Annotated in this window: 17 protein-coding genes; 4 read left to right on the forward strand and 13 right to left on the reverse strand. The window is 48.2% G+C overall.

Features of this window, described 5'->3' with window-relative positions; all coding sequences use genetic code 11:
- The first annotated feature begins 59 nt into the window (after positions 1-59).
- Positions 60-833, forward strand: coding sequence for a M57 family metalloprotease (locus CLV42_RS17865; protein WP_106603293.1), 774 nt, complete (start codon positions 60-62; stop codon positions 831-833).
- Positions 834-991: 158 nt separating this feature from the next.
- Here the strand turns inward: CLV42_RS17865 and CLV42_RS17870 are convergent, their stop codons facing one another.
- Entirely contained in the window at positions 992-1,804 is an 813-nt protein-coding gene (locus tag CLV42_RS17870) for a hypothetical protein (protein ID WP_146154411.1), read from the reverse strand.
- A 247-nt stretch (positions 1,805-2,051) separates the two neighbouring features.
- Here CLV42_RS17870 and CLV42_RS17875 point away from each other — a divergent pair, with 247 nt between their 5' ends.
- The gene (locus CLV42_RS17875; RefSeq protein WP_106603295.1) at positions 2,052-2,885 is read left to right on the forward strand and encodes a CheR family methyltransferase; all 834 of its coding nucleotides are present in this window, start codon (positions 2,052-2,054) and stop codon (positions 2,883-2,885) included.
- A complete protein-coding gene (locus CLV42_RS17880) occupies positions 2,882-3,460 on the forward strand; it encodes a chemotaxis protein CheB (protein WP_106603296.1) in 579 nt (192 codons plus the stop codon). The genes CLV42_RS17875 and CLV42_RS17880 overlap by 4 nt, the downstream gene beginning before the upstream one ends.
- Here the strand turns inward: CLV42_RS17880 and CLV42_RS17885 are convergent.
- The 4 genes from CLV42_RS17885 to CLV42_RS17900 form a co-directional block, all read right to left on the reverse strand.
- A complete protein-coding gene (locus CLV42_RS17885; RefSeq protein ID WP_106603297.1) occupies positions 3,457-5,028 on the reverse strand; it encodes a response regulator in 1,572 nt (523 codons plus the stop codon). The two genes, CLV42_RS17880 and CLV42_RS17885, sit on opposite strands and share 4 nt — an antisense overlap.
- Before the next feature lie 153 nt (positions 5,029-5,181).
- Positions 5,182-9,807, reverse strand: coding sequence for an efflux RND transporter permease subunit (locus CLV42_RS17890; protein ID WP_106603298.1), 4,626 nt, complete (start codon positions 9,805-9,807; stop codon positions 5,182-5,184).
- 111 nt (positions 9,808-9,918) lie between these two features.
- Positions 9,919-11,034, reverse strand: coding sequence for an efflux RND transporter periplasmic adaptor subunit (locus CLV42_RS17895; protein WP_106603540.1), 1,116 nt, complete (start codon positions 11,032-11,034; stop codon positions 9,919-9,921).
- Between the two features lie 201 nt (positions 11,035-11,235).
- Complete coding sequence (locus tag CLV42_RS17900; protein WP_146154412.1) at positions 11,236-11,616, reverse strand: hypothetical protein; 381 nt, start codon at positions 11,614-11,616, stop codon at positions 11,236-11,238.
- A gap of 321 nt (positions 11,617-11,937) precedes the next feature.
- Here CLV42_RS17900 and CLV42_RS17905 point away from each other — a divergent pair, with 321 nt between their 5' ends.
- Positions 11,938-12,648 carry a hypothetical protein gene (locus CLV42_RS17905; RefSeq protein WP_106603300.1) on the forward strand — a complete coding sequence of 237 codons (711 nt, stop codon included), beginning with the start codon at positions 11,938-11,940 and terminating at the stop codon, positions 12,646-12,648.
- Positions 12,649-12,964: 316 nt separating this feature from the next.
- Here the strand turns inward: CLV42_RS17905 and CLV42_RS17910 are convergent, their stop codons facing one another.
- From CLV42_RS17910 to sufC, 8 genes are all read right to left on the reverse strand, one after another.
- Entirely contained in the window at positions 12,965-13,387 is a 423-nt protein-coding gene (locus tag CLV42_RS17910) for an SH3 domain-containing protein (RefSeq protein ID WP_106603301.1), read from the reverse strand.
- Between the two features lie 18 nt (positions 13,388-13,405).
- Positions 13,406-13,918, reverse strand: a complete 513-nt coding sequence (locus CLV42_RS17915; RefSeq protein WP_106603302.1) for a BON domain-containing protein — start codon at positions 13,916-13,918, stop codon at positions 13,406-13,408.
- 39 nt (positions 13,919-13,957) lie between these two features.
- The gene (locus CLV42_RS17920; RefSeq protein ID WP_106603303.1) at positions 13,958-14,464 is read right to left on the reverse strand and encodes a hypothetical protein; all 507 of its coding nucleotides are present in this window, start codon (positions 14,462-14,464) and stop codon (positions 13,958-13,960) included.
- A gap of 180 nt (positions 14,465-14,644) precedes the next feature.
- Positions 14,645-14,962 (reverse strand): DUF59 domain-containing protein, encoded by a 318-nt coding sequence (locus CLV42_RS17925; RefSeq protein ID WP_106603304.1) that lies wholly within the window; start codon positions 14,960-14,962, stop codon positions 14,645-14,647.
- Entirely contained in the window at positions 14,959-15,405 is a 447-nt protein-coding gene (locus CLV42_RS17930) for a SufE family protein (protein WP_106603305.1), read from the reverse strand. Before CLV42_RS17930 ends, CLV42_RS17925 begins: the two co-directional genes overlap by 4 nt.
- A 7-nt stretch (positions 15,406-15,412) precedes the next feature.
- Positions 15,413-16,660 (reverse strand): aminotransferase class V-fold PLP-dependent enzyme, encoded by a 1,248-nt coding sequence (locus tag CLV42_RS17935; RefSeq protein WP_106603306.1) that lies wholly within the window; start codon positions 16,658-16,660, stop codon positions 15,413-15,415.
- Between the two features lie 96 nt (positions 16,661-16,756).
- Entirely contained in the window at positions 16,757-18,076 is a 1,320-nt protein-coding gene (gene sufD / locus CLV42_RS17940; RefSeq protein WP_106603307.1) for a Fe-S cluster assembly protein SufD, read from the reverse strand.
- Between the two features lie 13 nt (positions 18,077-18,089).
- Entirely contained in the window at positions 18,090-18,854 is a 765-nt protein-coding gene (gene sufC / locus CLV42_RS17945; RefSeq protein ID WP_106603308.1) for a Fe-S cluster assembly ATPase SufC, read from the reverse strand.
- Positions 18,855-18,864 lie beyond the last annotated feature (10 nt).

Raw genomic sequence — 18,864 nt, forward strand, 5'->3', positions numbered from 1 at the left:
GTAAATTCAACCTACACTGTAGCGCTCTTTTTTTTACCCTCAAAATAAAACCCGTTTGTATGAAAACCAAGTCAATCTATGTGCATCAAATTCATTTCCTTTTCCTCGCGCTGTCAATGTTTCTGTTTGCCTGCAGTAAAGACAATGTAACTGCAGATGTCAAATCTGAAGACAACACTGAAAAACTGGTAAGCTACCTGGAAACACAGGGATTCAAAAAGGACAAGATCGTTCTGAAGGGAGATAACTTCATCCTCGATGGCGATGTGATCATTTCAAAAGAAGAAGTAGAAAAACGTGTTGCCAACGATGCAAATCCTGACCGCATTCCTTCAGGTGAGCATTGGAGAGGCGCTTACCTGGTAAGCAACACTTACAACACAAATGTAAGGCTGTACATTGATCCTGCAGTACCTGCTGCCTGGAGAACAGCTATTCAGGGTGCTGTAAACAACTGGAATGCGGTAAACGGTACGAGACTGGGTATGTCCATCATTACCTCTGCATCAGGTGTATACACCAGGGTATTTATGGGCTTTGAATCTGCCAACTGGATCGCCCGCGCTTATCTGCCTACTTCCAATGGCAGACCAGGTGTAAGCGTTGAGATCAACAGTAACTTCAACAGTCTTCCTGCCAGCCAGAAACTGTTTGCCATCACCCATGAACTGGGTCACACCATCGGTTTTTATCACACCGACCAGACCCAGGGTATATTCATCACCGGTACACCAAGTGTAGATGCCAACTCTGTGATGAATTCATTCGTACTGAACTGGGCCGGTTTTACTTCCGGTGATGTTCGCGCTACGCAGATCCTCTATCCACAATAACGGAAAGGAGAACAGTAAACGTTGAAAAAAGAATACGTGACTCCCGCGGACAGCTATATGATCATATTGATGGCAAGCAATATCAATCTATCACATAACTGGCTCCGCAGGAGTCACGTATTTCCAGCACAATATGTCCAATATAATGACCGGTTTTGTTAATCCCACTCCAGATCTGTCACCACCATTTCATCATTCACCGCATACCGGGCCGTGATCCTTGACGGATATCTTGCAGCATTGTATGTGTATGAATAATGTTTCACGATACTGTTGTCGCCAGCAGCGCCCGTGATGGTTTCAGTTACTATATTATTTGCAGAGATGTTCTCTGCAGTAATGTCCGTCAGGTAACACAGAGAGGGGATGCTTTGCTGTGCGTTAGGATGATCGTCGTACGTATAAGTCGTTGTAGAACTTAACGTGAACGGTAGTTTCCGGTTCACACGCCCCATATTCTCTATCCTCACAATGTTGCCCTTATTGTCCCATCTGAATAACTGGCAACTGTTATTTTCGAAAGCTACTCCATCCTGTGTATCGTTAAAGAAATAACGTGCAACGATCAGACCATTATTGTTATAAGCAAGCGAGTCATATCCATGTACCGCTCCATCCAGGTAATAGATGATCCTCCTGATCTTTCCCTTTGGGGAATACTCAAAGGAAGAGAATAACGCAGGCGCCTGTGAAGACTCCTCATCTGTTACGAATATGCTGATAAGCCTGCCATCTTTATAAACAGGAATGCGGGTAGTGCTATAGCTGCTCTCCGCAGTCTGGTAAATAGTAAGCAGTTCCGCAATGGTTTTGTCCGCATGATAGGTAATCACTGTTTTGTTGGTAGCAGAACTGATACCCCGCAAACGCATCTTGCCTTTGTCGTTATAAACCGGTTGAAAGGCGCTGGCAACGATCGTTACCAGTAGCAGAGCCGTGCAAAGACGGCTTTTAGTGCTAAAGATTGGCATAAACTGGCATTGGCTAGGTACGGAATAAACGCTTTAAATATTTACGAATCTTATTATGACAAGGTCTATGCTAAAGGTAATAACAATAGAGAAAATGTAGCGTACTATTTACGTTGGATTTTAATTGCTGAGCTGCTATTGGCATTACGTTTGACGTTATCCCGAAATATGAAGGGAGTTTGACATGTGATATTGAAATGCCGGAAAACTTTGCGAACTTACAACTGCAAAACAGTATGAATACTTAATGATGGATCACCTGCGCCATTTGAAGGATGAGGACGTCTTACTACTGCTAAATGACTTACTGGAGCAATATGGATATGATTTTACCGATTATTCATTCGCATCTGTGAAGCGCAGGTTACAACGTGTATATATTGCAGACCGTTTCCCCAGTTTTGCTGAGTTCAGGTATAAGGTCAAAACAGATCCTGGCTACCTGGTTCATCTGATGGAACAGATCACGGTAAATGTGACGGAGATGTTCCGGGACCCTGGTTTCTTCCAGGAGCTTCGCAAACAGGTCCTCCCGGTGCTGGCCACCTACCCGCTGATCCGCATCTGGCACGCCGGCTGTTCGAGTGGTGAGGAAGCCTATTCTGTGGCTATCCTGCTGCATGAACTCAACCTGCTGCATAAATCCATCATTTACGCCACGGACATTAACGAAAGTGTGCTGGAAACTGCCCGTAAAGGGATCTTTCCCTTACAGTATATGCAGCAGTATTCGCAGAATTACCAGTTGTCGGGCGGACAGCAGGAATTTTCCAGGTATTATGCCGCTAATTATGAGCACGCCAAGTTCTCAGATATATTGAGAGAGAAGATCATCTTCGCTGCGCATAACCTGGTGACTGACCGTTCGTTCAATGAGTTCCAGCTGATCATTTGCCGGAATGTACTGATTTACTTCAATAAGGACCTGCAGGATAAAGTCCTGCACCTGTTCAGCGACAGCCTGGAACAACTGGGCTTCCTAGCCCTGGGCGCAAAAGAAACATTACGCTTTACGACTGTAGCACCTTTATTTAAACCCGTCGCTCATAAAGAAAAGATCTGGCGAAAAATAACATCATGAGATCTCTCCCCACACTGCTGGTCATCGGTGGCTCTGCAGGCAGCCTGGATATACTGATGCAGCTATTACCTGAACTGCAACCAGATTGGCCGCTGGCAATGATTATCGTACTGCACCGCAAGGCCGACAGTGAAACGCTGCTGTCGGATCTTTTAGCTACCAAAACATGCCTTTTTGTGAAGGAGGCAGAAGACAAAGATATGCTGTTGCCAGGCCGTATATACGTGGCACCGGCAGATTATCACCTGTTAATAGAGCCGGATGGTTCTCTTACATTGGACGCCTCAGAGAAGGTACATTACAGCCGTCCCAGTATTGATGTGACATTCATGTCGGCCGCTGAAGTATGTGGCAGCCGTTTATATTGTCTGTTGCTGTCAGGAGCTAATATGGATGGAGCAGAGGGCTTACAGATGGTGCATGCGTTAGACGGTTTTACCGCTGTGCAGGACCCTGAGACCGCAGAAGCGCCTTTTATGCCGAAGTACGCTATTAAAACGGTTACGGTGAATAAAGTATTAAACCTCCGGGAGATGATCGATTTTGTAAAAGACCTGAAAAACCTCCCGGCCTAGTTCGGCTGTTCTACAGGTAATACCATGATAAAGGTAGCGCCCTCATTCTCCTTGCTGGTGGCCCTGATAATCCCCTGGTGCCGTTCTATCACCTTCTTGGCAATGGCTAGTCCTATACCGGTTCCGTCGTATACCTCCGTGCCATGCAGTCGTTGAAACAGTGTAAAGATCTTTGGCAGGTACACCTCATTAAATCCGATCCCGTTGTCATTGATAGTGATCCTGCAATAAGGTCCGTCGTCAGCTGTCGGGCTATGGAATTCCTTTTCCTGTACCCGTTCTGCATGAATATGAATACAGGGCGCCACACCGGGCCGTGTGAATTTTAATGCATTACTGATGATGTTCTGCAATGCCTGCCTGATCTGACCGGGAATAGCTTCCACGATAGGAAAGGCGCTTGTGGTTATCTCTGCACAGGCATCCCTGACGGAGAGCTCCAGGTCGGCCAGTATCTCCCGGATGATAGCATTGATGTCCACTTCCTCAAAAGGAACATCTGCGGATAGTCTTGAATACTGTAGCAGGTCATTGATCAGACGGGTCATACGTTCTGACGAGCTGACAATGCGCTGCATATATTGCAGTGCTTCCGTATTGGAGCCCAGATGACGATCCCGCAGAATGGTACCAAACAACTGGATCTTACGCAGCGGCTCCTTGAGGTCGTGCGATGCTACAGAGGCGAACTGCTGTAACTCGTGATTACTGGCTTCCAGTGCCTCGTTCATTTCCTGTAGTTCGCGTGTACGTTCCACCACTCGTTGTTCCAGTATCTCGTTGGCCTGTTTCTGATGGGCAATATCTGTAAAGGTACCTACCCATTTGACGATGCGTCCGCCTTCTTCCAGGGGAATAGCCCTCAGCAGGTGACAACGGTAATAATTATGCTGCCGGTCATGGAGATAGACCTCCTTTTCCAGGGGCTGGCCTGCCTTCATAGCATTCTCCCATACAGGCATCTGCTGATGTTCGTGATCGAAGGTGAGCGGAAACTGCGCCAGGGAAGGAGAGTATTGGAACCAGTGACGGTTGGCATATTCAATGAAGCCATCTGCACCGGCAGTAAATGCTACCTGGGGCAGCGATTCCAGTATGGAGTGTTGTTCCTGCACTTTGGCATTTAATGCGGCCTGCGCATTTTTACGTACTTCCACTTCTTTCTGCAGGGAGGCATGCATCTCCTGCAGCTGCCTGTTTTGTTCATAAAGCCTGATAAAGGTTTTTACCTTCATCAGCAGGATGTCCGGATCAACAGGTTTGGTAATGTAGTCCAGTCCTCCGGACGCATATCCTTTCGCAATGAATTTTTTATCTGTGTTGACAGCCGACAAGAACAGGATGGGTACGTCTTTCGCTTTGCTGTAGCCGGAGATTGTCTCTGCCACCTCGAAACCGTCCATACTGGGCATCTGTACATCCAGTATGATCAGCGCATAGTTGTTCCGTAGGATCTTCTTTAGGGCTTCTTCGCCGGAAGATGCGGTATCAACCTCTAAATCGTGCAGCTCTAAAATCTTCCTGAGTGATAGGATGTTCTCTGGTTTATCATCTACGATTAATATCATTCTTTCTAATACAATTGACATCTTCGTAACCTCAAAAATCGTTCCGCCCGGACTTTTGGCAAAAAAAATACGGACACAGGGACGTATGAATACCCCTCGGGATATTCGTATATCCCTGCATCCGTACAACAGTCGACTGTATAATGGACAATGTTATTGTTGCCCACCGCCCAGCGCGCGGTATAGTGTAATCGTTCCCAGGAAAAGATCCTTTTTATTGCCTGCCAGCGCCAGTTCAGCTTCCAATACGCTTTTCTGGGCGGTGATCACTTCCAGGTAATTGGCATAGCCGGTAGCATAGAGATCATTAGCAGTAGACACACCATCCTTTAGCATCTGTACCTCCGCCGATTTTAAGGCATAGGCCTCCTGACTGTTCTGCAGTTGTCCCAGGGCAGTGATCACTTCCTGGTATCCGTTGATGATCATCTGACGGTATTGATAGAAAGCCGACATGCCCGCCGCTGTTGTAATGTTGTACTGCGACTCTAGCTGTTTTTTATTGAGCAGGGGAGCAGTGATTCCTCCCAATACGCCATAAGCCACGGAGGCAGGCGTATTAAACAGCAGGCCGGCATTAAACGAGTTGAATCCCACATATGGCGTAATGTTCAGGGAAGGCAGGAATGCCGCCCGTGCTGCCTTTACGTCTGCTTTGGCCGCTTCCAGTTCCAGGGCTGCCTGTTGAATATCTGGCCTGCGGGATAACATGGTAGCCGGTACGCCGGTTTGCGCAAACGGAGGCAAGGCAGCATCGAGCAGTGAGCTATCTCTTCTGATAGATTGAGGAAAACGCCCCAGTAAGGCATTCAGCTGATTCTCGAGTTCCAGCGATTGCTGTTTAAGCCCCAATGCCAGGCTGCGTGTATTCAGCAACTGGGCGGAGAACTGTTGAACGGCCAGCAATGTGGCCCTGCCGGCTTCCTGTTGTATCTGAACAGTAGCCAGCGCAGTTTCCTGCAGCCCGATATTGCGTTGGATGACCTCCTGCTCATAGTCCAGTACCATCAGCTGGTAGTACATGCCTGCCACTTGTGATACCAGTTGTGTGGTAACCAGCCGGCGTCCCTGTTCACTCGACAGGAAACGCATATAGGCGGCCTGTTTGCGGCTGCGCAGTTTTCCCCAGAGATCAATTTCCCACGAGCTGCGCAGCCCTGCAAAGTAATCAGGTGTAGGTCCAGGTATGCGTTGTTTATCGCTGATATTCGGTGATAGATTGGTATCATAATTACCCACGCCGTTCAGGGTATAGTCGCCCCAACGATCTATCCCTGCGCTGAGCGCAACGTTCACCTCCGGCAGCCATGCACGGCTGGCGGCCATTAATTGTGCACGGGCAGTCTCCATCCGCTGGGTGGCCATCAGCATATCTGTGTTATGTAGCAGGGCGGAGTCAAGCAACTGCAGCAACAGGGTATCCGTAAAGAACTGTTTGTAAGACAATGCCCCGATGCCACTGCTATCTATACCGTTGCTAACGATAGTATTGCTGTCTGAAGGACGCTCATCAGCTGTTCGTGATGTATCTCCAAATGTAGCGGGTGCTTCAGGCCCTGCTGGTAAGGTGAGTTTTGCCGGCGTATAACATCCCTGCAGCCCCACTGTCAGCAATCCAACCACAAGTACCGTCAGCGCACCTACCGCATGTTTGGCGCTCTTCGGCTTTGCCTTCTTTTTACCTATGGATGCAAACAGCACATACAGTCCAGGGATGATCAGCACTCCGAAAATAGTACCTATCAGCATCCCCCCGGCAGCTGCTGTCCCGATGGAGCGGTTACCCATAGCGCCCGCACCACTGGCTACGCAAAGGGGTATCAATCCTGCGATGAAGGCAAAAGACGTCATCAGGATAGGTCGCAAACGGGATACCGCCCCTTCTTTGGCGGCTTCCAGTATCGACAGCCCCTGTTTATTCCGTTGTATCGCAAACTCTACGATCAGGATGGCGTTCTTGCCCAGCAATCCTATCAACATCACCAGCGCCACCTGCGCATAAATATTGTTTTCCAGTCCGGCCAGTTTCAGGGTCAGGAATGCCCCGAATATCCCCGCAGGCAGGGAAAGGATCACCGGTAGCGGCAACAGGAAACTTTCATACTGAGCGGCCAGCAGCAGGTACACAAACAGTAGACAGAGCCCGAAAATATAAATGGCCTGATTACCTGACAGTATCTGCTCCCGCGTCATCCCGCTCCACTCAAAACTATACCCCCTGGGCAAAGACTTCTTCGCCACTTCACTGATGGCATCAATCGCGTCGCCACTACTGAAGCCTGGCGCCGCATCCCCATTGATCATGGCGGCGGTATACATGTTATACCGGGTCAGCTGTTCCGGTCCGTATACACGTTCCATCCTGATGAAATTGGAAAAGGGCACCATTTCTCCCGCATCATTCTTCACATATAAATGCATGACATCCTCCGGTTTAGTACGATAGCGGGGTGAAGCCTGGACCATCACTTTATACATCTGTCCAAAACGGATGAAATTAGACGCATAGAAGCTGCCGAGTAGTGTTTGAAGGGTCGACATTGCATTGTCGATACTAACGCCTTTTTGGGCAGCCATAGCCTGATCTACGTGTATCATATACTGAGGGAACTCAGGATCGAAACTGGTGAAAGCACTTCCTATTTCCGGACGTTGTTTCAGCGCATTGATGAACTGGTTGGTCACATGTGCCGTCTGCTGCAGGTCGCCAGCGCCTGTCTTGTCCAGTACGCGCAATTCAAACCCGCTGGAGTTACCAAAGCCCGGTACGGTAGGAGGAGGGAAGAATTCGATACTGGCATCCGCAATGATCTTACAGTCCCTCTCCAGCGCAGCAATGATCTCCTTCACAGAACGTTTCCTTTCCTCCCAGGGTTTCAGGTTGATCATTCCCATGCCATAAGAGGCGCCTGCCACATCATTCACCAGGCTAAAGCCCGCCAGTGTGGAAACCGACTCTGCTTCCTCCAGTTGTGCTGCTATCTTCTGTACTTCATCCAACACTGCCTCTGTACGTGCGACTGTAGCCCCTGCGGGCGTAGTCACGTTTACATAGATCATCCCCTGATCTTCCGAAGGAATGAAACCTCCTGGCAATACCGCACTCGCTCCCCAGGTGGCCACAAAGAATATGATCAGCAGCAGGATCGTGATCATCCGCCTGCCTGCTATATACCCGATCAGCCGCTGATAGCCGCGTTCTGTCTTATTGTATCTGTAATTGAACTTGTCAAAGAAGCGCTGCAGCATATTCCGTGGCTTACCGGCATCATGCGTATGGCGCAGCATAATGGCGCAAAGCGCAGGCGTAAGCGTCACCGCATTGATACCCGATATCACAATTGCAATGGCTAGCGTCAGCGAGAACTGCCGGTAAAATACCCCCACCGGACCAGAAAGGAATGCCACCGGAATGAACACCGCCGACATCACCAGCGTAATAGCTACGATCGCACCACTGATCTCCTTCATTGCCGCCAGCGTAGCCTGTAAAGGCGGCAGGTGTGTTTCCTGCATTTTTACGTGGACGGCCTCCACGACGACAATCGCATTGTCCACCACTATACCAATGGCGAGTACCAGGGCAAACAATGTCAGCAGGTTAATAGAGAAACCCAGCATCTGCATAAAACACAATGTACCTATCAGGGCCACAGGCACGGCCAGTGCCGGGATGAGTGTAGACCTGAAATCCTGCAGGAAAAGGAACACAACAACAAACACCAGTAAAAAAGCTTCCACCAGTGTTCTCAATACTTCATGAATAGAAGCATCCAGGAAGCGGGATACATCATAGTTAAAGTTGTAGCTCATCCCCGGCGGAAAAGAGGTGGCTTTTAACTCTGCCATCCTTTTTTTCACGTTCGTGATCACCTCCTGGGCATTGGAGCCGGGTCGCTGCTTCAACATAATGGATGCCGACGGTTTCCCATCTGTCTTCGATACCATGCCGTAACTCAGCGATCCGAAAGTCACATCTGCCACATCTTTCAGTTTCAGCACAGAGCCATCCGGATTGGCTCTCAGGATAATATTTTCATATTGTGATGGTTCAAAGAATTTACCCGTGTACCGCAACACATATTGCAATACCTGCGGATCGTTATCCGCGCTTTCTCCTGTCTTACCAGGAGCCGTCTCAATATTCTGTTTGCGGATATCGTTGATCACTTCATCGGCCGACAACTGATAGGCCAGCATACGGTCGGGCTTCAGCCATACGCGCATCGCGTATTCCTTGGCACCCATGATCTCTGCAAAGCCCACCCCGTCAATCCTTTTCAGCTCCTGCAATACGTTAATGTCGGCGAAATTATAGATGAACTGTTCATTCAGTGTGCTGTCTTCACTCATAATGTTGAGGTATAACAACATACTGTTCACCTCTTTTTCAGTGGTCACACCTGCCTTGATCACCTCTTCAGGTAATTCGTCGATGATAGTGGCCACACGGTTCTGTACATTCACGGCCGCCTGATCGGGATCAGTACCTACCTGGAAGAATACCTGTATCAGGGTCATACCGTTATTACTGGATACAGACGACATATACGTCATACCAGGCACACCGTTAATAGCGCGTTCCAGCGGAGTAGCCACTGCTTTGGCACAGACTTCTGCATTGGCGCCGGTATATTTGGCCGTCACCGTTACGGAAGGAGGAACGATGTCGGGAAATTGTGTAACAGGTAATGTAAATAAAGCCAGCAACCCAAGCAGCACAATGATCAATGAAATGACCAGCGACAGCACCGGTCGCTTTATAAAGGTATCAAACATAAAAATGTAATAAATGATGAAAAAACTGGTCAGCAAGCCTGCAAAAACACAGACCTGCACTCCCCGGGCACTATAAACCGGCGGGCCTTCGCGACCCGCCCCCTCATAATCCTACAGCCCTTTAATGCTGTCGAGCGTTACAGGAGCCGGAATAATCCTCATACCATCGCGCAGGTTGCGTACACCTTCGTATACAACCCTATCGCCGGCCTTCAGACCTGACTCTACTACATAGCAGTTGGCCAGGCGCGCGCCGGGCTTAAAGTTTCTCATCTTTACCTGGTTGGAGGCATCCAGGATAAATACATAATTCTTGTCCTGCATCTCGAATACCGCTTTCTGCGGAAGCAGCATAGCGTCCTGCAGGTCATTGCTCAGCTGTACTTTTCCGCTGGCCCCATGTTTCAGTAAGCCCTTCGGATTGGGGAACCTGGCCCTGAAAGCAATAGAGCCGGTTGTTTCTTCAAATTCACTTTCAATGGTTTCTACTTTTCCCGCATAGGGATAGTCAGTTCCATCCGCCAGTACCAGGTGTACCTCCGGATGTTCTTTAGTGGCGTTGACTTTTTTATGCTGTAGATATTCGGTTTCAGACACATTAAAATAGGCATACACCTCCTTGATGTCTGATACAGAAGTCAGTAGGGCGCCTTCTCCGATGAGGCTTCCGGCCTTTGAGGGGATCCTGTCGATGTAACCATCAAAAGGAGCACGGATAACCGTATAAGACAGTCTGGTCTGCGCATTACTCTCGGCAGACCTTGCCTCTTCGATCCTGGCTTCTGCGGCAGCCAGTCTGGCTTTTGCCACTTCCAGCTCACTTTTGGCGATCACTTTTTTCTCCACCAGCAGCTCTACGCGGGTCAGTTCCAGTTGTGAGCCTTTGGCCTCCGCAATAGCGCTACTGAGGGTTGCTTTCGCTTTTGCCAGCTCGGAACGGTACTCTTCATCATTGAGTGTAAAAAGCAGTTGTCCCTGCTGCACGTGTTGTCCTTCATCCACATAGATCTTATTGAGAAATCCATTCACCCGGGCACGGATCTCCACGTTGCGTACGGCTTCTATATCCGCCACATAATTCCGGTGCAGTACCGTATCACAAAGGGAGAGTTGCACAACAGGAAATGTCTGTAATTCATTCTGATCGCTGATTTTTTCTCCCCGGGTGATACATCCGCCCAGGGCAATGCTCATTGCCAGTATATAAATCTTTGAAAACGTTCGCATGATAGGTGTGAATAGTTTAACAGGGCCGTACATATACGGTCCTTTTTTGTTAGATACATGCAACAGCGGCTAACGGACAATAAACTACCGTCAGCGCTTGCTGCCACATGTTGTATGTAAAAAAACGGGTGTGACTATGGAGCTAAGTAGCTTAAACAGCTCAGGCTTAAACTGCTTAAATAACCGCTACTGTTAAACTATTCAGAAGGGGGTATACCTCGACAGGAAACTATAATAGGCCGGCAGAAAGGCATGTTGCTGGGTATACACGCCGGTCTTGTTTTCTCTGACAGGTATATAAAATTCGTGGTTATATTGGAATTGCTGTAAGCGGGTAGTATAACTGGAAGACTGATAGGTACTATTGATATAATACCGTTTCTTCCGCGGCACTTTTTTGGTAGCCAGAACGGGTTGCAGATCATTCTCCTCTTCTACCTGGTTATTACCGTTGTCAATATACGGAAGTTGGATCTTTTCATGATCGAAGAGGCGCTCAACGCAAACGGTCTTACCCGCCTTCAATGGTGATCTGGCCTGTAAAATAGCTGGATGCCCTGTCATCAGGCCGGATATCAGCATGATGTACAGTAAAAACCTGCGGAATATATGCTTCTCTGTTTTTACCATAATAAGGCGCGCACGTAAGTTGAAGGTCCAAAGATAAAAAACGATGCTTGCTAAAGCAAACCCCGATAGGACGAACGGTAAAAATTTATCATCTGTTTAACATCTCGGGCGCACATATACCCTGTACCCCGTACTCCACATCCCCATCATACACCTTCATCCTTTTGTTCGGCATGTTCCTTGTTTCGTTTTAGCAGGTAAATGTTATGAGATATTTAAAATTCATCCAGCGCAGATTTAAATTCATCCTAAGAAAATTTAAAAAGAGAAAGCATGAGACCCATCATTTATTTCCTGCTGATTTTTGGCATCGCGTGCAATTCGCCCCTAAAAAGTAAGAAGGAGATGGCAGACTCTTCCCGCAGTATACAGGAAGGAGCTTCCCAGAGTGCCAGCGACAATCCCAGTCAGAATGCAGCTGGTGGTACCGCCAATGCCGGCAGTGCTCCTGCGCCTGGAGAGGAGCAGTCGAATGTTGTGAAGGGAGGAACGGAACCGGTCTCTAACACGATCCGGTTTAAGAATTACAAATATGCTATCGTCTCCAAAGGCGATGGGTCACTCCGTACAATAACGATCGCAGCTACAAATCTTAAAGGCGATTCATCAAAAGCAGATAGTACTGTGATCAGGGATGTGAAAGGAATGCTACAGAAAGCCACAGTAGAAGATCTCAATAATGATAGAAACCCTGAAGTCTACCTGTTCACCGCCGCCGCCGGCACCGATGCAACTGGCAGTGTCTATGGCATCACTTATATCAACAACAAGCCCGTCCGCATCTTCTCCGGCGATTTCGACAATCCCGACAAAGAAGGATACCGCGGCAGGGACTCCTTTTATATTCAACAACACGAGATCGTGCGTCAATATCCCCTTTATAAAGAAGGCGACATCGACAGCAAGCCCTCTGGCGGCAAGCATACTATCAAATATACTTTGCAGAAGCAGGCAAACGGCTTCATCCTGCGGGAAGCCAAATAATTCTTAAAAGAAGCGCTACAATCAATTCACATAAATCGGCAGGACTCCCTTATTAAGCCTACACTCCTGAACAGCGGAAGGTTTCAGAGCCCTATACGATTGACAGGGGTTTAATAGCATTCCCAAGCCCCTATGCTTGATAAAGCTCAATAGCAAGTCTCGAAAAGGGGTACAGCCCGTAGTCCCTTACTGAAACCGAATCGCGACTCTCCCACAAACACCAATCATTCGCTTAAATCACTCGCTCAAATCAAGCAAAACAAAAAAAAGACGAACAGCTTACGCCATTCGTCTCCCAAAAGAAAATAAGTAATTATCATTCAACCGGCCGGAGATACTGCGCATGCGCATACCCCTCCTCGCCGTCTTTAGTACGGATCAGCCACCATTCATCACTATGCTTACTCACCAGTGTAACAGTCTCCGCATGCGCGGCCTTGCCAACAATCGGCTGATCTATCCCCGGTCCCTTCCGCACATTGAGATTCGACGATTGAGTCACAACTTCGAGTTTCGCCCCTTCAACAGCCGTCGCCACTTTGATATCCATGACAACATCGCCGCTGAGGAAATTAGGATCAATCTTTCCGTAGATATTCCACAGATTGTCCTTTACAGCACCACTAGGCGCCTCGCCACTAATGTGTAACACGCCTTCCTGTTCATTCACCTGGAGATTACTGGTCCCCGCAGATTTAGCGGTGTCTATCAGTTCCTTGTATTTGTCCTGTAATGACATAAACAGTGATTTAGAAGGTTATTTTACATTAAGACCTGAAGCATCTACTTTCTTCGGATGTAAAGCATCCAATGCCTGTTTCAGCGTCTTCCATTTAGGGGCTGAGAGTTGGCCCGTCACCGTGATAACGCCTGCATCGACTTTGACGTCAGCACCGGGGAAATCTTTAGAGATGTTCGCAACACCGGTACGGAGCGCATCATCAGCAGGATTAGTGGTGGCGGTGGTGGCAGTGTCAGCTGCTGGCGCCTGGGGCGGAGCAGCAGGCGTCACCATAATGTTGTTAACGACGCTTTTTACACCTTCAGTGGATTTGACCGTCGCTTCAGCGGAAGCTTTGGTAGCGTCATCAGCTACATTACCAGCCAGGGTAACCACACCGTTTTTAACGTCAGCCGTCACTTCCGGCATGGTGCTGAGTTGTTCCGAAACTTTTGCCTGGATCTGCGTGTCGCTGGGTTTCGCCTTACAGGCTACCATGGCCGCAAATGCCATGCAGAGGATAGTAATGCTCAATTGTTTTTTGCTCATAATTATGGATTGGAATGGTGAGAAAATTCCATCTGATAATTACCTGAACATCTTTGTAATATCGTTCAGATCGACGTCGCCGTCTCCATCTTTGTCCAGTCCCAGTTTACCGCCAATGTTATTGATGGAGCTCTGGATATTGCCGCTGCCAAAACCACTGTTACCGCCCAGGGAAGATAAAATGTCCTGGATGTTGAAACCACCACTGGCACCGGATGCACCGCCACCACCTTTGATAGCGTTCAGCACTGTCGGGATTAAGGTTGCAGCAATGCTTGTAGCAGTAGCACTATTGATGCCAAACTTTTCCATGATGTTGCCGGCAAAGTTCTGCTGGATGTTCTGCGTAACCGGATGATCAGCAGATTCGAGTGCTTCATTTACCTGTTGTGTTTCACCATTCGCATTCAGCTGACTGAAAGTGGAGAGGATTGAATTTTGTGCTTCAGCGATCACAGCGTCATTGTGCTCGTTAGGTACTTCGGGATTGTTGATGACAGATTGCAGACCGCTCTGCTGAATGAGTTGCGTTAATTGTTCGAACATAACTGAGTTTTATAAGGTAATAAAGGTAAAGGTAGTGAAACCTTATAACAACCCGACCAGTAGGAATGTTTAGCAGAAGCGGGGAAAATAGGGGACAGGTGATTATCAACGGCCGTTATCAGCATAAAAAAGCCGGTATTGTTACGACAACACCGGCTTTTGTAGAATTTCTTACACTAATTACATGAAGCCCAATTCCAGTTTAGCTTCCTCGCTCATCATATCTTTATTCCAGGGTGGATCGAAGGTCAGGGTTACATCCACATCAGATACATCCTCAATAGCCCTCACTTTCTCATCTACTTCACGTATGATGTCGCCTGCTACCGGACACCCCGGTGCTGTCAGCGTCATCGTAATGGCAACGCGGTTATTATCGCCTATCCTGATTTCGTATACAAGGCCCAGCTCAAAGATATTCACCGGTATTTCCGGATCATATACTGTGCGCAGCACCTCTTCAATCCTGTCGCGTAGTGTCAATGTATTTTCACTCATAGCTCTTTGCCGTTTTTTTGTGATTGAGATTTTGCCTCATAGGCAACTGCGTATAATTTGACCTGCTTGAGCATACTCAGTAACCCGTTGGAACGGGTAGGAGAGAGGTGACTGCTCAATCCGATCGCGTCGATAAAGTATATTTCAGATTCCGCGATCTCTTTAGGCGTGTGTCCTGAGAATACGGTGATCATCAGGCTTACCAGTCCTTTGGTGATCACAGCGTCACTGTCGGCGGTGAAGATCAGTTTCCCGTCCTGCATGTCAGTGTGCAGCCATACCTGCGACTGACAACCTTTGATCAGGTGATCGGGCGTTTTATATTTTTCGTCTATCAGCGGAAGTTCCTTACCCAGTTGAATAATGTGCTCGTATTTATCCATCCAGTTCTCCATGAAAGAGAAGTCTGATATCAGTTCGTCCTGTTTTTCTTTGATAGTCATAATCCTGTTATCTTAACATAGCGGCTGCTTTTTTAATGCCCGCTACTAGTCTGTCTATATCTTCAAAAGTAGTATACACTGCAAAGGAGGCACGTACGGTACCAGGGATGCAGAAGAAGCCCATTACAGGTTCGGCACAGTGATGGCCGGTACGGATAGCAATACCCTGTTTGTCCAGCAGTTCGCCGAGATCATAGGGATGAATCTCATCTACCAGGAAGGAGATGGCGCCAGAGCGATGCGTTGGCTTACCGATGAAGCGCAGTCCTTCGATCTGCTGTAACTGTTGTACTGCATACTCTACCAGTTGTTCTTCCCATGCCTGGATATTTTCAACACCTATCTGTTGTACGTATTTAATCGCAGCCTCCAGCGCAATAGCGCCGCTGATATCGGGCGTACCCGCTTCAAACTTGTACGGTAGTACGTTGTAGATAGTTTTGGCGAAGGTCACGGTCTTGATCATATCGCCACCACCCTGGTAGGGAGGCAGTCTGTCCAGCCATTCTTCCTTACCATAGAGTACACCGGTGCCGGTAGGACCATATATTTTATGACCGGAGAATACGAGGAAGTCTACGTCCAGTTCCTGTACATCCACAGCCATATGCTGTACCGCCTGCGCCGCATCGAGCAGTACAGGGATGTTACGGGCATGTGCCTGTGCTATAATATCGCGAACGGGATTCACAGTACCCAGGGAATTGGATACGTATGTTACCGCAATGATCTTCACTTTATCGGTCAGCAGTTCAGAGAAGGCTGACATGATCAGTTCTCCGTTTTCATCCATCGGGATGACTTTCAGCTCAGCGCCCCTGTCTTCGCACATCATCTGCCAGGGAACGATGTTGGAGTGGTGTTCCATAGCGGATACCAGTACCACATCGCCGGGCTTGATCTCACCACGGCCGAAGGAATAAGCCACCAGGTTGATACTGTCGGTAGTACCTTTGGTGAAGATAATTTCTTCGGATTTACGGGCATTGAGGAAGGTCGCTACGGTCTTACGGGAGTTTTCGTAAGCAGCAGTCGCTTCCTGGCTGAGGTGATGTACTCCACGGTGTACGTTGCTGTTGAGATGGATATAGTAGTGCATCAACGTATCCAGCACGATCTGCGGCTTCTGGGTAGTCGCTGCATTGTCGAGATATACGAGTGGTAATCCATATACTTTTTCCTGTAACAGCGGGAAGTCCTTTCTGATCTTTTCTATATCTATTGCCGGAACAGTGATGTCTGGTACGTTTTGCATAATACTCTAATAGTTTATCGTTCTTCTCTGAAGCATCAGAGGTCATCCGGGATGAACCTGGATGACCTCGTGCAAAGATCGGAATTTCTGATCGAATTAATTATTGATAGCGCCGGCTACATACTGGCGAATCTTTTCTGCGAGGAAATCCTGTAAAGCCGGGATATGTACCTGGTCGGTAATATCAAATGCAAATGCATTTACCAGCAGTGATTTAGCGGCTTCTGCACCAATACCACGGGAGCGCAGGTAGAACAGTGCTTCTTCGCTGAAGCGTCCTACGGTAAAGCCGTGGCTACATTTCACATCATCAGCAAATATTTCCAGCTGAGGTTGTGAGTTGATGTTCGCCTTTTCGCTCATCAGCAGGTTGTTGTTCTGCTGGAAAGCATTTGTTTTCTGCGCATCCACGTTTACATGGATCCTGCCAGTGAATACGCCATTGGCGTCATCCAGCAGTACTCCTTTGTACAGCTCATTACTGTTACAGTTAGGCACGAGGTGGTCCACAAAGGTGTGGTTGTCTACGTGCTGGGTACCTGTAGCCAGGTAGAGGCCGTGCAGATTGGTTTCCGTATTGCTGCCTGTCAGCGCTACGCTGAGGTTGTTACGGGTCAGTTCTGCAGATGGCAGGGTAAAGTTAAAATGATGATAGCGGCTGTCAGCTTTCTGGGTAGCAGAAGTATTGTGGATGTGACGGCTGTTCTTCACAGTGTTCTGGATGTTATAATGCCAGAGTTCCGCGTTTTCTTCCAGTACGACTTCTGTTACAGCGTTAACGAAAGTGATGGCATTATCGTTGATGCCAACAGCGCTTTCTATTACTTCCAGTGTGGCGCTTTTATGCAGTATTACCAGGTGGCGAGGCTGAATGAAAGCGTTTGTGGAAGCGGTATACACGTGAATGATGTGCAATGGTTTATCCAGGGTTGCGTTTGTACCTGCTTCGATGAAGAGGCCATCGGCAAACAAGGCAGCGTTCAGTGCTGCGAAAGGCTGTGACTGCAGGTGAGGGTGTTTATCAAACCATGCCTGCAGCTGTGGATTGCCGGCAGCGTCGCTCAGTTTAGAGACGGTGATCTTACCTTCAGAAGGCAGAACGGAGAGGTCGGCCTGCAGGCGTCCGTTCACGAGTACAGCGCGATAGCTGTCCAGTTGAGGGATGCTGGCAGCTTTCAGCTGATCTGCCGTTACAGTACCTTGTTCTTCCTGTGCCAGGGTGAAGGCGTCTTTGAGATAACGCTGGATGTTAGTATAGCGCCACTCTTCAGTTTTGATCGTAGGCAGACCCAGTTCCTTGAAGCGGCTGAAAGCCAGCTTACGGGCAGGAAGGATCGCATTGTCTGCACCTACTTTCTGCTCGGGACCAGGTACCCCGTTGGATATAAATTCGTAAAATGATTTATCGCTCGTCATGGTTCTTTTTGCGTTATACAGATTCTTTCTGGTGTACCTCTTCTTTCAGCCAGTCGTAGCCTTTTTCTTCCAGCTCCAGTGCCAGTTCTTTGGTACCGGTCTTAACGATCTGACCATTGTACAGTACGTGCACGAAATCAGGCACGATGTATTCCAGCAAACGCTGGTAGTGGGTAATAACCATAAAAGCCTTATCTGCACTGCGCAGCTTATTCACGCCGGCAGCTACGATGCGGAGGGCGTCAATATCGAGACCCGAATCAGTTTCATCCAGGATGGCTAATTTCGGATCGAGCATAGCCAGCTGGAACACTTCATTCCTCTTTTTCTCACCGCCGGAGAAACCTTCGTTCAGAGAACGGTTCATCAGGTTAGCGTTAAAATCTACCAGCTGCTGTTTTTCTTTGGTCAGCTTCAGGAATTCTTTGGATTCCAGCGCAGGCAGACTATGGTAAGCCCTGATCTCGTTTAATGCAGTCTTGAGGAAATGCAGGTTCGATACACCCGGAATTTCAACGGGATACTGGAACGCCATGAAGAGGCCTTCGCGGGCACGGTCTTCGGGAGACATATCCAGCAGATTTTTCCCTTCGAAGATCACTTCACCTTGTGTTACAGTATAATTTTCACGACCCGCCAGCACAGAAGACAGTGAGCTTTTTCCTGAGCCGTTAGGGCCCATGATAGCATGCATTTCTCCTTTCCTGATTTCCAGGTTAATTCCCTTCAGGATTTGTTTACCGTCTACTTCTGCGTGCAGATTTTTAATCGTCAGCATGATTGTATGT

This window comes from Chitinophaga ginsengisoli, assembly GCF_003014595.1.
Lineage (GTDB): Bacteria > Bacteroidota > Bacteroidia > Chitinophagales > Chitinophagaceae > Chitinophaga > Chitinophaga ginsengisoli.

What these genes read in the sequence shown, in the direction of transcription:
- CLV42_RS17865 (WP_106603293.1), top strand. Translation starts at nt 60, where the DNA reads ATGAAAACCAAGTCAATCTATGTGCATCAAATTCATTTCCTTTTCCTC.
- CLV42_RS17870 (WP_146154411.1), bottom strand. Translation starts at nt 1,804, where the DNA reads ATGCCAATCTTTAGCACTAAAAGCCGTCTTTGCACGGCTCTGCTACTG.
- CLV42_RS17875 (WP_106603295.1), top strand. Translation starts at nt 2,052, where the DNA reads ATGATGGATCACCTGCGCCATTTGAAGGATGAGGACGTCTTACTACTG.
- CLV42_RS17880 (WP_106603296.1), top strand. Translation starts at nt 2,882, where the DNA reads ATGAGATCTCTCCCCACACTGCTGGTCATCGGTGGCTCTGCAGGCAGC.
- CLV42_RS17885 (WP_106603297.1), bottom strand. Translation starts at nt 5,028, where the DNA reads ATGATATTAATCGTAGATGATAAACCAGAGAACATCCTATCACTCAGG.
- CLV42_RS17890 (WP_106603298.1), bottom strand. Translation starts at nt 9,807, where the DNA reads ATGTTTGATACCTTTATAAAGCGACCGGTGCTGTCGCTGGTCATTTCA.
- CLV42_RS17895 (WP_106603540.1), bottom strand. Translation starts at nt 11,034, where the DNA reads ATGCGAACGTTTTCAAAGATTTATATACTGGCAATGAGCATTGCCCTG.
- CLV42_RS17900 (WP_146154412.1), bottom strand. Translation starts at nt 11,616, where the DNA reads ATGCTGATATCCGGCCTGATGACAGGGCATCCAGCTATTTTACAGGCC.
- CLV42_RS17905 (WP_106603300.1), top strand. Translation starts at nt 11,938, where the DNA reads ATGAGACCCATCATTTATTTCCTGCTGATTTTTGGCATCGCGTGCAAT.
- CLV42_RS17910 (WP_106603301.1), bottom strand. Translation starts at nt 13,387, where the DNA reads ATGTCATTACAGGACAAATACAAGGAACTGATAGACACCGCTAAATCT.
- CLV42_RS17915 (WP_106603302.1), bottom strand. Translation starts at nt 13,918, where the DNA reads ATGAGCAAAAAACAATTGAGCATTACTATCCTCTGCATGGCATTTGCG.
- CLV42_RS17920 (WP_106603303.1), bottom strand. Translation starts at nt 14,464, where the DNA reads ATGTTCGAACAATTAACGCAACTCATTCAGCAGAGCGGTCTGCAATCT.
- CLV42_RS17925 (WP_106603304.1), bottom strand. Translation starts at nt 14,962, where the DNA reads ATGAGTGAAAATACATTGACACTACGCGACAGGATTGAAGAGGTGCTG.
- CLV42_RS17930 (WP_106603305.1), bottom strand. Translation starts at nt 15,405, where the DNA reads ATGACTATCAAAGAAAAACAGGACGAACTGATATCAGACTTCTCTTTC.
- CLV42_RS17935 (WP_106603306.1), bottom strand. Translation starts at nt 16,660, where the DNA reads ATGCAAAACGTACCAGACATCACTGTTCCGGCAATAGATATAGAAAAG.
- sufD (WP_106603307.1), bottom strand. Translation starts at nt 18,076, where the DNA reads ATGACGAGCGATAAATCATTTTACGAATTTATATCCAACGGGGTACCT.
- sufC (WP_106603308.1), bottom strand. Translation starts at nt 18,854, where the DNA reads ATGCTGACGATTAAAAATCTGCACGCAGAAGTAGACGGTAAACAAATC.